The organism is Arthrobacter sp. V1I7, from assembly GCF_030817015.1.
Classification (GTDB): domain Bacteria; phylum Actinomycetota; class Actinomycetes; order Actinomycetales; family Micrococcaceae; genus Arthrobacter.
The window spans coordinates 4,320,243-4,333,569 of the sequence record NZ_JAUSYS010000001.1; the positions used below are offsets into that span (position 1 = coordinate 4,320,243).

At 62.6% G+C, this 13,327-nt stretch carries 11 protein-coding genes and 2 pseudogenes; 4 read left to right on the forward strand and 9 right to left on the reverse strand.

Annotated elements, in window-relative coordinates:
- Positions 1–1,014 precede the first annotated feature (1,014 nt).
- The 3 genes and pseudogenes from QFZ69_RS19890 (at position 1,015) to QFZ69_RS19900 (ending at position 2,995) form a co-directional block, all read left to right on the forward strand.
- Positions 1,015–1,278 (forward strand): hypothetical protein, encoded by a 264-nt coding sequence (locus tag QFZ69_RS19890; protein ID WP_306913848.1) that lies wholly within the window; start codon positions 1,015–1,017, stop codon positions 1,276–1,278.
- An 85-nt stretch (positions 1,279–1,363) separates the two neighbouring features.
- A pseudogene (locus QFZ69_RS19895) lies at positions 1,364–1,612 on the forward strand (pyridoxal 5'-phosphate synthase lyase subunit PdxS); the annotation flags it as partial.
- 276 nt (positions 1,613–1,888) lie between these two features.
- A complete protein-coding gene (locus QFZ69_RS19900; protein WP_306913850.1) occupies positions 1,889–2,995 on the forward strand; it encodes an ATP-binding protein in 1,107 nt (368 codons plus the stop codon).
- Positions 2,996–3,680: 685 nt separating this feature from the next.
- Here the strand turns inward: QFZ69_RS19900 and QFZ69_RS19905 are convergent.
- The 7 genes and pseudogenes from QFZ69_RS19905 to QFZ69_RS19935 form a co-directional block, all read right to left on the reverse strand.
- Positions 3,681–4,823 (reverse strand): amidohydrolase, encoded by a 1,143-nt coding sequence (locus QFZ69_RS19905; protein ID WP_306913852.1) that lies wholly within the window; start codon positions 4,821–4,823, stop codon positions 3,681–3,683.
- Positions 4,805–5,509 carry a mandelate racemase/muconate lactonizing enzyme family protein gene (locus tag QFZ69_RS19910; RefSeq protein ID WP_307000490.1) on the reverse strand — a complete coding sequence of 235 codons (705 nt, stop codon included), beginning with the start codon at positions 5,507–5,509 and terminating at the stop codon, positions 4,805–4,807. Before QFZ69_RS19910 ends, QFZ69_RS19905 begins: the two co-directional genes overlap by 19 nt.
- A gap of 48 nt (positions 5,510–5,557) precedes the next feature.
- A pseudogene (locus tag QFZ69_RS19915) lies at positions 5,558–5,731 on the reverse strand (bifunctional D-altronate/D-mannonate dehydratase); the annotation flags it as partial.
- Positions 5,732–5,989: 258 nt separating this feature from the next.
- Positions 5,990–6,799 carry an amino acid ABC transporter ATP-binding protein gene (locus tag QFZ69_RS19920; protein WP_306913856.1) on the reverse strand — a complete coding sequence of 270 codons (810 nt, stop codon included), beginning with the start codon at positions 6,797–6,799 and terminating at the stop codon, positions 5,990–5,992.
- On the reverse strand, positions 6,796–7,788 hold the full coding sequence (locus tag QFZ69_RS19925; protein ID WP_306913857.1) for an amino acid ABC transporter permease: 993 nt from the start codon (positions 7,786–7,788) through the stop codon (positions 6,796–6,798). The genes QFZ69_RS19920 and QFZ69_RS19925 overlap by 4 nt, the downstream gene beginning before the upstream one ends.
- Positions 7,785–8,726 (reverse strand): ABC transporter substrate-binding protein, encoded by a 942-nt coding sequence (locus QFZ69_RS19930; RefSeq protein WP_306913859.1) that lies wholly within the window; start codon positions 8,724–8,726, stop codon positions 7,785–7,787. Before QFZ69_RS19930 ends, QFZ69_RS19925 begins: the two co-directional genes overlap by 4 nt.
- A gap of 20 nt (positions 8,727–8,746) precedes the next feature.
- Positions 8,747–9,613 (reverse strand): hypothetical protein, encoded by an 867-nt coding sequence (locus QFZ69_RS19935; protein ID WP_306913861.1) that lies wholly within the window; start codon positions 9,611–9,613, stop codon positions 8,747–8,749.
- Positions 9,614–9,717: 104 nt separating this feature from the next.
- On the opposite strand from QFZ69_RS19935, the gene QFZ69_RS19940 reads away from it, so the two are divergent.
- Entirely contained in the window at positions 9,718–11,316 is a 1,599-nt protein-coding gene (locus QFZ69_RS19940; protein ID WP_306913863.1) for a CdaR family transcriptional regulator, read from the forward strand.
- 231 nt (positions 11,317–11,547) lie between these two features.
- Here the strand turns inward: QFZ69_RS19940 and QFZ69_RS19945 are convergent, their stop codons facing one another.
- On the reverse strand, positions 11,548–12,579 hold the full coding sequence (locus QFZ69_RS19945) for an ornithine cyclodeaminase (RefSeq protein WP_306913865.1): 1,032 nt from the start codon (positions 12,577–12,579) through the stop codon (positions 11,548–11,550).
- 165 nt (positions 12,580–12,744) lie between these two features.
- Positions 12,745–13,176 carry an Lrp/AsnC family transcriptional regulator gene (locus QFZ69_RS19950; protein WP_306913867.1) on the reverse strand — a complete coding sequence of 144 codons (432 nt, stop codon included), beginning with the start codon at positions 13,174–13,176 and terminating at the stop codon, positions 12,745–12,747.
- Positions 13,177–13,327 lie beyond the last annotated feature (151 nt).

The following is a 13,327-nucleotide window of genomic DNA, read 5'->3' on the forward strand; positions in this document are numbered from 1 at the left end:
GAAGTCGGCGAAACCGATGCGGGGCTCTGGCAAGCCGAGTCACTGGAGGGCGTGGTGCGGCGGCTGCTGCCGGCAGCAGGACAACGTCCGAACCGCCCCTGGATTGTAGCGGTAGATGGAAGGAGCGGGGCAGGCAAGACCACCCTGGTCGATCGTCTACTAGCTCGAGTGCCGGACTCAGATGTCGTTCACACGGACGATGTAGCGTGGCATCTATCGTTTTTTGACTGGGCCGATGAACTCCGTGACGGTGTCCTCGAACCCCTGCTCCAAGGCGAGGCAATCCATTACCGTCCGCCGGGTTGGGTGGCCCGAGAACGTCCAGGTGCCATAGCTCTACCCGCCGGGCGTTCCGTGGTGTGGGTGGAAGGGAGCGGATCATCACGCCAAGCGCTCTCCGACCTAATCGACGCTTCGATCTGGGTGCAATGCGACAACATTGAAGCCCGACGTCGCCTCCTGGCACGAGATGGTCAGGAAGAAGAAGACCTGCACAGGGAGTGGGAAGAACAAGAAATTCCCTTCCTACTTGAAGACCGGCCATGGGAGCGGGCTACAGTGATCGTGGCCGGAAGGTCGGCCCTAGAGCACGATCCGAATACCCAAGTAGTAACCGCTCAGCCGGCACCAGCATGCGCGGAGATCACTTAGCGCACGGATTTGCCATCTCCGCACTTTTCCCAGCATGCACCAAGGGTTGGCTGGGCATAATGCGACTTCGATCAACCGCTATTTGATCGGAGCTTAGCCAATTTATGGGCTAACTGGCGAGCCTTCATACGTCGAACCAGCAGAGCCGGATCCGAGAGAGTCTTGGTGCTCTGCGGGCTCCCGGACATTGTCCGCACCTGAGTGCCGGTCGCCGCACAGTGTGTCCCGTAAGGGAACCCCTTGCGGGCCGCCCGCAGACCAAGGGAGATGCGGCCACGAAAGCCTTCCCTGGGTGCGGAACGACCAGTAGCGTTCTGCGCAGCGGGCCTGCGGACCGCTGGCCCCCCTTCGAGAGGACGCGCTATGCCAACCGTGATCGGCCACCACGATGTGAAGGACAAGGATCATTGGCTTGTCTCACCGAAACGCGAAGAGATCTTCGGACCCCTCGGCGTCACCAACATCCGGACGTTCGTCAACCCACAGAACCCGACGCAAGTGGCGGTGCTGATGGACGTTCCCGACATGGATGCCGTCATGGCCCTGATGCAATCCGAGGCAGGTGCCGAGGCGATGGCGTATGACGGCGTGCTGCCCGAGACCTTGGTTATTCTCGTCGAGGCGTAGTTTCCTTTCTCGGAAGCGCGGGTGCGCGAAAACCGCCTATCGGCAGTGAACGGCTTCACCTCGTGTCGCGATGGACGATCGTTTCCGTTCCAAGGGCGAAGCCGGCACCGGTGACGCCTCCAACGCCACCACGCACATGCGCCAGATCCGCGCCGAGCTACTCAAGGCCGAGCTACTCAAGCTCGCCGCCCTGCCCGAGGACGAGCTCTACGTCGCGGCCAAGGAACTGCAGGCACCGTACGACCTGGGCAAGGAAGTGGCCTCCACCGGCAAGCTCCCCGTGTTGCTGTTCATCGCCGGCGGCATCGCCACCCCGGCCGACGCCGCCGTCGTCAGGGCCACCGCCTTCTACGACGAGGCGATAACCTCTTCCGTGGTGCTCGGCCTCGAGTCCAGGATCCGGATGCCTCCATATTGGGGGAACTGATTCAAAAGGGGCCAATCAGGCCGAGCGGCCTCAGACATTTGGACACGGACTCCTTGTTGGGTCTTTGCCGAAGGCCGGCTCCACAGATCCGACCGTCACAGGATCAGGGACCGGAGTTCACCCAATTTACCCTTCGGTCTAAGTTCACCAAATTCACCCTAATTCACCTGTTAGGGTGGCTTCATGATTTCCGTGGAAAATCCGTTCCGCCCAACTGCCGGAGCAACCCCGCCCGAGGTCATAGGCCGGGCGGGGTTGCTCGACGAGTTCGAGTACGGCCTTCAACTGGGCTCCGGCGCCCCCGGCCTGCTGTCCATCTTCACCGGCGCGCACGGGATCGGCAAGACCGTCATGCTCGGTGCCGCCCATGATCTGGCCAGGGAACACGGGTGGGCAGTGGTTTCAGAGACCGCCACGGGAGCCTTTATGGGCCGGATCGGTGAGAAGATGCGTCGGCTGGCCGAAGAGCTCGGTGACGGGCCGGACCCCCGACGACGTGTAACGGGGGTCACCGTTGCGGGGTTTGGCGTCACTTCCCAACTTTCCCCAGAACGACAAGTCGATTGGCGGGAACTTGGGGAGAACCTACTCAGGCTGTTGGACGATCGAAAAACTGGACTCCTGATCACCGTGGATGAGATCCATGCCGCCGACCGGGCAGAACTGTCCCAGTTGGCCGCGAACGTCCAACATTTCATTCAGGACCGCCTGCCGATCTCACTGATCTTCGCAGGCCTTCCCTCTGCGGTGTCGGACCTCCTGAACGAGGGCGTCGCGACATTCCTTCGCCGTGCTGACAAGACAGACCTGCATGCCGCTGCGATACGCGATGTCGAAAAATCGTTCACGGAGACATTCGGCACCGCCGGGATCACCATCGCGCCGGAGCTGATACACCAGGCAGCCGCCGCCACCGGCGGGTACCCCTTCCTCATTCAGCTGGTCGGCTACTTCCTGTGGAGGGAAGCCGAAAACCATGACGGTTCCCTCTCATCCGCCACGGTCGACCGGGCAATAGCAGCAGCCATACGCCGGAACGAACGCGTGGTGATTGAAGCCGCTCTCGCCACGGCGTCGGCGAAAGACCTGGAGTTCTTGCGCGCCATGGCAGTGGACGAGGGACCCTCAACCGTCGGCGACATCGTCCAGCGGACCGGCTCCCGACCGACGCTCGTCGCCAAGTACCGCACCCGGCTGTTGGCGGCAGGACTCATCGAGTCCACCGGCCACGGCAAAGTCGCATTCGCCATACCCGGCCTTGGCCAGTACCTGCGAAAGAATCCGCTGTAAAATCTGCGGCCCTTAGCGGCTGGGCCCGCTCCTGGATTTCCGCGCCCCCAGCGCTGCTCCGGAAGTAGTCTTCCGTGCCTTGGCCGGTGCTTTGCCCGCAGCGAGTGCGGTGCTGGGGTGGGTCCCTTCACTCAGTGCTATTGCGAGTCTTCCCTGGACGCGTTCTTCGCCGGCGGTGCCTGCCAGAGATTCGGCGAACGCCTGGTGATGGCCGGCGGAGCCGTACTCTGCAGCTGGGCCAGGCTGAGCATCCTCGCCCCGGACGTTGCTGCGTCTTCGCGAGTAATGGCTAACAGGGCTGCCTGAGCCACAACAGCACTCCCCCGACGGCACGGTAGAGTTCCAACGCCGAGTCACGGTGAATTCCCGGGACGAGTCGCCGTGCGGACCACTCTGCGGGAGGGATTGAACAGCTGACTGCGTTTGCCACTGCGGGCGTTTTCAATTCTCAAGCTAGCAGGGGTCAAATTCCGGCCAGAGCCACCATGCATGTACCTCTCTAGTGAGGCCGTATGGCACAGCCGCGCTGACCGAAACGGTGGAACGGCCTGGTGCGACGTGTGTAACCAGGACTCCGTGAAGCCCCTCTGCGACAGCGATCTCCGCCAGCGACGCCGTCTTAGAGGGACAGCGGGCTCGGGGCCGTCGGCGTAAGGGCCCAGGGCTCTAGCCACTGGCACAGCCGCTAAGCAGCCGGAGGTTCCGCGACGAGGTGGCAGGCCTCAATGAGGACGCGAACGGCGCGTTCCAAAGCTGCGGCCTCGAAGCTCATGGCCGGGTGGTGCAGCCCGGGCTGGACGTTTGCGCCGACGGCGAGCATGGCGGCTTGGAGGGCCGGGTTCCGTTGGGTGTAGAAATGGAAGTCATCCGATCCTGACGTCACGATTCCGGGCTTCAGGTGATCGCCGCCTAGTGTCGTGGTGATAGCAGAAGCGAGGGCATCTTCGGCTTTGGTTCCAATGATTGCCGCGGGCACGGCATCCCGGAAGTCGAGGTTGATTTCCGAGCCGGTGGAAGCTGCCACCGATGTGCAGAGGTTGACGAGGCCGGTGTGGAGTGTCTCCATGGTTTCGTTGGTTTGGGCTCGAAGGTCTATACCGAAGGTTCCAATTCCCGGAATGACATTGAGGTTTCCTCCGCCGGCCTGAAGCAGGGTCATCTTGGCGGAGCTGGGAATTTGCGGATCGACCTTGAGGCGCCGCAGCCCTTCCGAAATTTCGAATGCGACCTCTACAGCGTTTGCTCCGAGGTGTGGCCTGGCCCCGTGATGGTCTTCTCCCGTGATCGAGCCATAGGCAAAGAGGCAGGCGCCGTGGGATATCGACGGCGCCAGGCAGGGTGCCGGAAGCTCACTTTGCGGGCGCAGGTGAACCCCGAACAGGTACTCCAGGCCGTCTGTGACGCCGAGGGCCGCCACCAGGTCCGCCCCGTTGCCCAGTTCTTCGGCTGGCTGGAAGATGGCCCGCACTGCGCCTTTCAGCTGGTCCGCGTGTTCAGCCAGTTCCAGCATCACCGTGGCGACCACGGCCATGTTCGCGTCGTGCCCACACGAGTGGACCGCCGTTGTTTTTCCCGCTGCTTCCTGCAGCAGTGCGTCCATGTCTGCCCGCAGCCCGATCCGGGGATCGCCTTGTCCAATGTCGGCAGTGAAGCCGGGAAAGGACTCGAACTTTTCGATCTTTAGGCCTGCAGCTCCCAGCAAGTCGGCTAGATAGTCCGAAGTTTCGTACTCCTGCATGCTCGGTTCAGGGTGGTTGTGCAGGTGCGTCCATATTTCGTGAAGACGGCGCCGCCGCGTCTCGTTCCGGGTCATCGGCTGATTTCGCATTCGCTCACCGTCAGTTCCGTAAGAACGTCCCTGTCAACTTCGATGCCCAGGCCCGGTTCCTCGGTGATCTGGACTTCCGGCAGGACGTATTGGAGGTTCCCGGGTTCCTTGGTGAACTTCATCGGGCCGGAGAGCTCGGTGGAGACAATGTTGGGGTGGCTGAGGGCAAGATGGAATCCGGCGGCGGAGGCGATGCTGGTTTCCAGCATGGAACCGATCTGGACCTTTAGGCCGCCGAGTTCGGCCTGGGTGGCGAGGCGGTGGCACGGGGTGATGCCGCCGCTTTTCATGAGTTTGAGGTTGACCATATCCACGGAGCGGTCGCGGACGAATTGTGCCAGGTCACCGGCGTCGACTACGGACTCATCCGCCATGAGGCAAGCGCTGGTGTCCTGGCGGAGAAGCCGGAAACCGTCGATGTCATCTGCCCGGATCGGCTGCTCTATCCAGTCGATCCGGTAGGCCTCCAGGGCGCGGATCATTGCCCGTGCAGTGGCTGGATCCCCCCAGCCCTGGTTGGCGTCCACGCGGATGGCGAGGTCGTCGTTGATCGCTGACCGGACCGCGCGTACCCGTTCAGTATCCAGGCCGTCGTCGCCACCAAGTTTCATCTTGAGGTGGCGGTAGCCCTGGCTTCGGGCCTGACGGGCTTGTTCGGCCAGGACCCCTGGCGGAAGGATGCTCATGACCTTCGCGATGGTTGGCTGCTCGGGCCGACGTCCGCCCAGCAGCGCGTAGATGGGCCGTCCAGCTGCTTTTCCGGTCAGGTCCCAGCAGGCGATGTCCACGGCCGCTTTCGCGGCCCCGCAGCCCTTGAGTGCACGGTTGAGCTGCTGGTGGACTGCCGTGATATCCCGCGGGTCCAGTCCCAGGATCGCCGGGATGAGTTCGGCCTTGAGTGCCTCGACGACTCCCCGGGGAGTCTCTCTCCGGTGATGTGTCCGTCCGGAACACTTTCGCCGTAGCCGATCGTTCCGTCGTCGGTTTCAAGGGTAAGTATGATGCTAGGCATTGAGTCATAGGTGGCATAGGAGACCACAAAGGGTTCCAGCAAGGGAACATCGATGAGGGTGATGGTGGCGCGGGAAATTTTCATTGAGGGGCTCACTGTTCGTGGATTGTGGAACGCTTTGGTGCGCCGGGTTCGTGAGGTAAGGGCCGGATGCTTACATGACGCTTTCGAGGAAGGCGATGGTCCGCGGGTTTTGCGGGTTGTCCAGCACGTCGGCGGGGGCGCCGGATTCCACCACCACGCCGCCGTCCATGAAGACCACGCTGTCCCCGGCGCCGCGGGCGAAGCCGATCTCGTGGGTGACGACAATCATGGTCATCCCTTCGGCGGCCAGGGTGCGCATGACGTCCAGGACGTCGCCGACCAGTTCCGGATCGAGGGCGCTGGTGGGCTCATCGAACAGGAGGAGCTGCGGATCCATCGCAAGGGCCCGGGCGATGGCTACCCGCTGCTGTTGCCCGCCGGAGAGTTGCGCGGGATAGGCCTTTGCCAGCTGTGCGAGGCCGACACGGTCCAGTAGCTCCATTCCCCGCTTGAGGGCTTGTTGCTTGGGTACTTTCTTGACCCCTACCGGAGCTGCCCAGATGTTTTCCAGGGCGGTCATGTGGGGGAAGAGGTTGAAGCGCTGGAATACCATTCCGATGCCGCTGCGTTGCTTCGCCACTTCCCGGGGGTTCATTTCGAAGATCCGGTCCTGGCGCTGTGCGTAGCCGACCAGTTCGCCTCCCACGGAGATCCTGCCGCCGTCGATCCGTTCCAGGTGGTTGATGCAGCGCAGGAAGGTGGACTTGCCGGAGCCGGAGGGTCCGAGGAGGCACATGACTTCGCCTGCATTGACTGTCAGTGAGATGCCTTTGAGTACTTCGACTCCGCCGTAGTGCTTACGGACGTTCGTAGCGACCAAGAGCGGCCGGGTGGGCGCGGGGCGTTCTTGCTGCGGGGGGAAGGCCAGTGCCTCGGTCATGGCTGGTGTCCTTTCGGTACGGTGTGGATCGGGGTTCTGCGCAGCGCTGCCCTGATCCTGTCCAGGGGGGTGAGAGTCTGCTGGCGGGCGTTGCCCCTGCCGTAGTGGCGTTCCAGGTAGTACTGGGGAACGGATAGCACCGAGGTCAGGAAGAGGTACCAGCAGCTGACCACTACAAGCAGTTCCACCTGTCGAAGGTTCTGGGAGGAGATCTGGGTGGCTACGGTGTAAAGCTCCAGCACCGCGATGACGGAGAGCAACGAAGTGTTTTTCAGCATCGAGATCGTCTCGTTGCCCATCGGGGGGATGATTACCCGCATGGCTTGCGGGAGCACCACCCTGAAGAGGGTGAAGGCCGGGGACATGCCCAGGGACGATGCGGCTTCGTGCTGCCCGGTGTCGACGGAGAGCATGCCGCCACGAATGATCTCGGCCGAGTATGCGGCTTGGTTTAAAGTCATGGCCAGAAGCCCGGCGGTGAACGCCGGAACCAGCGTGTTGGTGTCGACGGAAAATACGGTGAAGTCGGTAAAGGGAACGCCGAGGGAGATCTGCGCATAGAGCAGTCCCAGATAGCCCCAGAAAACGACCTGGATCAGCAGCGGTGTACCCCGGAAGACCCAGACGTAGAACCAGGCGAAGGCATTCATGACGGGGTTCTTGGAGAGCCGCATGACTGCCAGCAGTACGCCGAAGATGGTGGATACCACCATGGAGACCACAGTCAGAATGAGTGTGAGGCCTACGCCGCTGAGGATCCGCGGGTGAAAAAGGTAGCTGCTGATCGTGCGGTGGTCGATGTTGGGGTTGGCCCACAGCGAAGATGCCAGTGCTGCGAAGCTGATGCCCAGCAGTGCGGCTCCTACCCAGCGCCACGGGTGTCGGAGTGGAACGGCCACGACGTCATCTGAACCGACGACGGCGGTGGGGGGCGGGTCCGCGGCAGCCGGTCCTTTACGCCACGGCGCTATTGTGGTGCCCTGTTTCATGGTTTGGTTCCCCCCAGGTTCAGTCCGGCTTCCTTGACGGCGTAATCGGAGAGGTCGTACTTGGCCAGGATGGTGTCATAAGTCCCGTCGGCGATGAGCGCCTGGAGGGCTGTCAGCAGGGCTTTGGAAAGCTCCGCATCCTTTTTCAGCACACCAATTCCGGTGTAGACGGGGTTGTATCCGGCCGGGTTTGCCGGATCTTTGACGAGGTCAAAGATCGCACCGCCACCTGCAGTTTTGGCGGCATACGCCGCCACTGCCGAGTCCACGACGTCGGCGGCGGCCTTCCCTGACCGGACCGCAGTCTGCACGTCCGTCTCCAGCGGGAGTTCCGACACGCGGATCAGGCTGGATCCCTTGTCTGCGCACGGCTGGTCGTAGCTGCGCAGAATCTCGGCCTGAACAGTTGCTTTCTGCACTGCGACGTCCATGTCGCATAGGTCAAGGGCTGTGGTGATGTTCTTCGGGTTGCCCTCGGGGACAAGGATGGAGAATCCTGCGTGGAAGTAGTCGACGAAATCCAGGGATTCCTGCCGCTCGGGGGTGTCATTCATCCCCGACATGATGATGTCGTTCTTGCCCGACTGCAGTGAGGGGATGATGCTGTCGAACGCCTGGGTCTGCAGCTCAAGCTTCACCCCGAGCTTCGCACCCAGGGCCTGGGCAAGATCGAAGTCCAGGCCGGTGAGCTGCTGATTTTCGTCGAACATCTCCATGGGTGGATACGGAATGTCCGAGGCTACTTTGATTACCCCGGCGTTCTTGTAGCGCTCGGGGAGGGCGGCTGCGGCGGCGGGGTCGACATCGGCTGCGGAAAAGGTTTTCACCTCCGCGGCCGGCGTTGATCCTGCCCCGCACGCCGTTAGTCCTGAGGCGAGGACCAGCCCTGCCGCGGCGAAGACCGTTCGGGCCTTGACTGCACGAAAATTGGTACGCATTGGTGCTCCTTTGAGGTGGGTTATGCCTGGTCGGTTGTAGTCAGCCGGTACCAGCCGCTGCGTGTCACGCCGGAGGCCATATAGCCCGAGGCCAGGGCGGGCTCCAGGATCCCGCGGAGCACGCTGCGCCACTGGCCGGCCTGTTCCGGGGCCGCGGCCCTCATCGCGACGATGTCCCGGGGTGCCCTGCACCAAAGAGTGCCTTCAACTTCCAGGAGGACCGGCTGTTGATCCGGCCCGCACTCCAGCACGTTTCCCAGGGCGGCAGCGTTCACTTCAAGGGCCTGAACCAGGCCCTTGCTGGCATCGACGCTTCGCGGTGATGACAGCGGCCAGACAGCGACCAGCCGGTCGCTCTCGTCATTGGCGTTGATCTCGTCCTGCATCTCGCCATAGAAATTTTGTGCGTATTCGGACGCCACGGCCCCGAGCTTGGTTAGGTTGAAACGGGCGTTCCTGCTGACCAGTGGGTCGAAAGTCCACGTCATCGCTTCGATGCCCCGTGCCAGCGACCAGGCCCGCTGGTGCTGTTTCAGGGCAAAGCCGACGCCTTTGTCGCCGGTACCGGGCAGGACCCCGGCGATCAGCGAGTAAGTCGCGCTCCCGCCGGGTGACACAATCCCCACAGCGGCCCCGCAGAGTTGTCCTCCTGGATCGTAGGCGGCGGAAATGTTGCACCCGGCATGCGAAATGCTCCGCAACAGGTCGAACGGTATAGGAGCTCCGTGAGGGGACATGCCCCAAATTGCGATAAGGAGCCCTTCGACGTCCCGGAGCCGGTCGCGGTCATGCTCATCCACCACCAGGACCCCGGCCTTGGCTGCTGCTGCTGTTGCGGCCTTCGCGGCCTGACGGGCGACCGGTCCAGCTTCAAGTGAAAGTGACATGCGTCAACTATCCGCTGGGCCTTGGGCCGCCCGCTTCGGTGCAGACCACCACGTTTCGTGCGGAGCCTTGTGCTCCGCCACAAGAGGGGTTAGTTTTATCCCTCGTGGCAACCTCTTCCGGCATCCCCGACAGCATCGCTCTCCATGGACTCCTGCGAGTACTGGCGAGCCCGGCAGTGGCGCTCCGCTCCCACGGCACGCCGCCGGAGCTCTCCCTGACCAGCCCTGCGCTTTACGATCCCCACACTCGGCTGGAGGGGTTGCCGGGTGCGATCCTCCTGGGCATTGGACTTCACCCGGCAGAACCAGCAACAGCCGGCGTTGTCCGCAGCGCGGCCACGGCAGGCTTTGGCGCACTGGTCATCAAGCAGTATTCCCAGGACGTGGGGCAGATCATCGCCGCCGCCGACCAATCAGGTATCGCACTCCTCGTGGTCGACGATGAGATGGGGTGGCGCCAGTTGGATGCCCTCCTGGACTCGGCGCTCACTGCCTCAGCCGAAGCCGGAAACTCACTTTCCACGCTGGGCGTGGGCGACCTATTCGCGTTGGCCAACGCTATCGCCGCCATGGTTGGCGGCGCGACGGCCATTGAGAATCTCCAGGAACAGGTGCTCGCCTACTCGACCCTCGCCCACCAGCCAATCGATGAGGACCGGCGTCAAGGAATACTGGGACGCCAGGTTCCCTACCTTCCGGAGAACGCGGGCCAGTATGCCTCTGTCTTCCGCTCCCAGGGCGCGGTCCGCATCGAGGGGGTCCGTCCGGCCCTCGACCGGCTGGCAATAGCAGTCCGTGCAGGCAAAGAGCCTCTCGGCTCGATCTGGGTGGTGGACCCGAACGGTGACCTGGACCTAGTCGCGGAACAGGCGTTGGAACGAGCTGCAGACATCGCAGCCCTTCATATGCTGCGGGCACGCAGTGCCCACGACCTGGCGCGCCAACAGCGCGATGAGCTTCTCCGCCGGCTCCTGGAAGGTGGCGACGACGCCACACTGATCGCGGAACAGCTGGGACTTCGGAACGCCGGGCCGTTCGCGGTCATCGCTTTCCAACCGGATATCGGGCAGGCGGCCGAGATGACACTGGTCCGGCTCCTGGACCTTGTCACCACCCAATGCGAAACCCACCGCAGAGGGGCGCACTGCGTGCTGGTGGGAACCACCATCTATGCCCTTTTCGCGGACGTCGACCCCGCCTCGTCTGGACCCGTCGAAGCCCTGGCGCGACGGCTCACTGAGCGCTCCCGTGTATCCCTTGCGGTTAACCTGCGAATAGCAGCCGGGTCTGCTGTCCATGCTGCCTCGGACATCGGCCGGTCAAGGCACGAGGCCGACCTGGTCCTGCTCATGCTCGCTTCCGGCCTGAGCTCAATCACCTATGCGAGTGCGCGCGACGTCCGCAGCCGCCTGACGCTGCTCGAACTGGCCGCCCATTTCCGCAAAACACCCCACCTCACATCGGCAGCCGCCAAAAAAATCATGGAATACGACGCCGACTCAGGAACAGAGTACGCAAAAACGCTGCGAACCTACCTTGACTGTTCCCGGGACTCCGCCCGGACAGCCGCTGCATTGTCTTTGCACCAAAACACGCTCCGGTACCGCCTCAAACGGTTGCGCGAACTATTCAACATCGACCTTGACCAGCCTGAGGACACACTCGTGCTCTGGCTAAGCCTTCATGTTCTGGAATTCAATTAGCGACACCGGGGTGACTGACCCCTATGCCAATTGACGTGTCGGTTCGCGCTCGTGGACGGACTGCACATCGGGAACTACCGCAATGCGGACTCCGCTAGGAGATGGAACCTGGCGGAGTCCGGGAGCCCACCCGGAGCCCCAAGGTGCCGCCGACCCAGGTTTCGGTGCCGGGCGGACCCGCTGCATTCTGATGTCGATGACCCGGAAGGATCCAGGAGGGGCATGCCTGACCTAGGATCCAACCGGGGACAAGGCGCCCACGAGACCGAAGAGGTCCTTTGGGTCTTCCGGGTCGGCTACGAGGTCAAGGTCTACGAAGAAGTCCGAACCGTCGACGGCGTCTCGGACGTAGCGCAGGGCAGCGAAATCCTCGATGGCGAAGCCCACGGAGTCAAAAATCGTGATTTGTTCGGAGCTGATGCGCCCCCGCGCCTCGTCGCTCAAGACTCGCCAGAATTCCGTAACGGCGAAGTCGGCGGGCATTTGCTGGATTTCGCCTTCAATCCGTGTCTGGGGCGTGTACTCCACGAAAACGTCGCCCAGCTCTAGGATGACCGCGTCGAGTTCGGTTTTTCCGGGGCAGTCCCCGCCGATGGCGTTGAGGTGGACGCCTGGGACAATGAGATCGGCCGTCAGGATGGTGGCGTTGGCCTTGTCCGCGGTACAGGTCGTGATCACGTCCGCTCCCTGCACGGCGTCGGCGGCCGAGGACGCCACCGTGATCTCGAACCCCAGCGGTGCGAGGTTGCGGACAAACTTCTGCGTCGCGGCCGGATCAGTGTCCCACACCCTGAGCGCGGTAATTCCGAGGGCCGCCCGGAAAGCCAAGGCCTGGAACTCGGATTGGCTGCCGGTTCCGATCATAGCCATGCTTACAGAACCGTGACGGGCAAGATGCTTCGCGACCATACCCGAGGTCGCCGCAGTACGCAGGGCTGTCAGTAAGGTCATCTCCGCCAGGAAGGTGGGGTATCCGTTGTGGACGTCCGCCAGCACGCCGAACGCCGTCACTGTCTGGAAACCACGGGCCGGATTAGACGGGTGCCCATTGACGTACTTGAAGCCATAGGTCTCGTGATCGCTCGTGGGCATCAGTTCAATGACCCCGAACGGCGTGTGGCTGGCCACGCGGGGACTCTTGTCAAAAGACGCCCAGCGGCGGAAATCATCCTCGAGGTAGACGATCATCTCCGAGATGATCGTCTCCACTCCCCGGCCGGCAGCCCATCGCACCATGTTGTGAACATCGACGAAACGCGTCATTTGCGTCACTCTTTCCATCTAGACAACTAATGCCCTCACGGTATGCGGGGTCGATATGCGCCCACAATGACCGAATAGCTCTCTAATGGCTAAAAAGGTGCGCAGAATGCCAGGCGGAGCTGCGCACTTCGCCGGTCCTTCGATTGCAACGGCAGCCTTGGAGCGCTATCTGAGTACGGAACTGAGCAACAGGCTGGTCTCGCTGTTGACGATGCCGTCGACTGCACGGATCCTGCCCAGCACATTGTCGAACCCGCCGAGGTTTTCGGTGGCCAGCTCCGCTACAAGGTCCCAGCCGCCGTTAGTGGTATGCAGTGCCCGAATTTCGGGGAATCCCCTCAGCTCTTGGATCACCATGTTGGCAGATCTCCCTTCGACTGCGATCAGGGTGATGGCGCGGATTTCATGCGGGTCCACTTCGTCGCGGATCCTGGCTGTGAAGCCAACGATGGTTCCTGAAGTGAGAAGACGATCGAGCCGGCTGTTCACGGTCGCCCTGGCGACACCGAGCTTACGGGCGAGGCTCGCCACCGACGCCCGGCCATCCTCACGGAGAGCCGAAAGGAGCCGTCGGTCAATATCGGTAAGGGCTGCCATGTACAGAATGTACAACAAGCATCAGCAGAGTGAGTTTTCCTTCGACGGAACGAAAGCATTTCCCCAAGTCGGCGCACGCCCTCGATCTCTACCGTGCGTACGCCGGTGATGGTGCAAGACGACCGACTGGGTCGAGCTGGTAGTACTTGGC

What these genes read in the sequence shown, in the direction of transcription:
- QFZ69_RS19890 (WP_306913848.1), top strand. Translation starts at nt 1,015, where the DNA reads ATGCCAACCGTGATCGGCCACCACGATGTGAAGGACAAGGATCATTGG.
- QFZ69_RS19900 (WP_306913850.1), top strand. Translation starts at nt 1,889, where the DNA reads ATGATTTCCGTGGAAAATCCGTTCCGCCCAACTGCCGGAGCAACCCCG.
- QFZ69_RS19905 (WP_306913852.1), bottom strand. Translation starts at nt 4,823, where the DNA reads ATGCGAAATCAGCCGATGACCCGGAACGAGACGCGGCGGCGCCGTCTT.
- QFZ69_RS19910 (WP_307000490.1), bottom strand. Translation starts at nt 5,509, where the DNA reads ATGAGCATCCTTCCGCCAGGGGTCCTGGCCGAACAAGCCCGTCAGGCC.
- QFZ69_RS19920 (WP_306913856.1), bottom strand. Translation starts at nt 6,799, where the DNA reads ATGACCGAGGCACTGGCCTTCCCCCCGCAGCAAGAACGCCCCGCGCCC.
- QFZ69_RS19925 (WP_306913857.1), bottom strand. Translation starts at nt 7,788, where the DNA reads ATGAAACAGGGCACCACAATAGCGCCGTGGCGTAAAGGACCGGCTGCC.
- QFZ69_RS19930 (WP_306913859.1), bottom strand. Translation starts at nt 8,726, where the DNA reads ATGCGTACCAATTTTCGTGCAGTCAAGGCCCGAACGGTCTTCGCCGCG.
- QFZ69_RS19935 (WP_306913861.1), bottom strand. Translation starts at nt 9,613, where the DNA reads ATGTCACTTTCACTTGAAGCTGGACCGGTCGCCCGTCAGGCCGCGAAG.
- QFZ69_RS19945 (WP_306913865.1), bottom strand. Translation starts at nt 12,579, where the DNA reads ATGACGCGTTTCGTCGATGTTCACAACATGGTGCGATGGGCTGCCGGC.
- QFZ69_RS19950 (WP_306913867.1), bottom strand. Translation starts at nt 13,176, where the DNA reads ATGGCAGCCCTTACCGATATTGACCGACGGCTCCTTTCGGCTCTCCGT.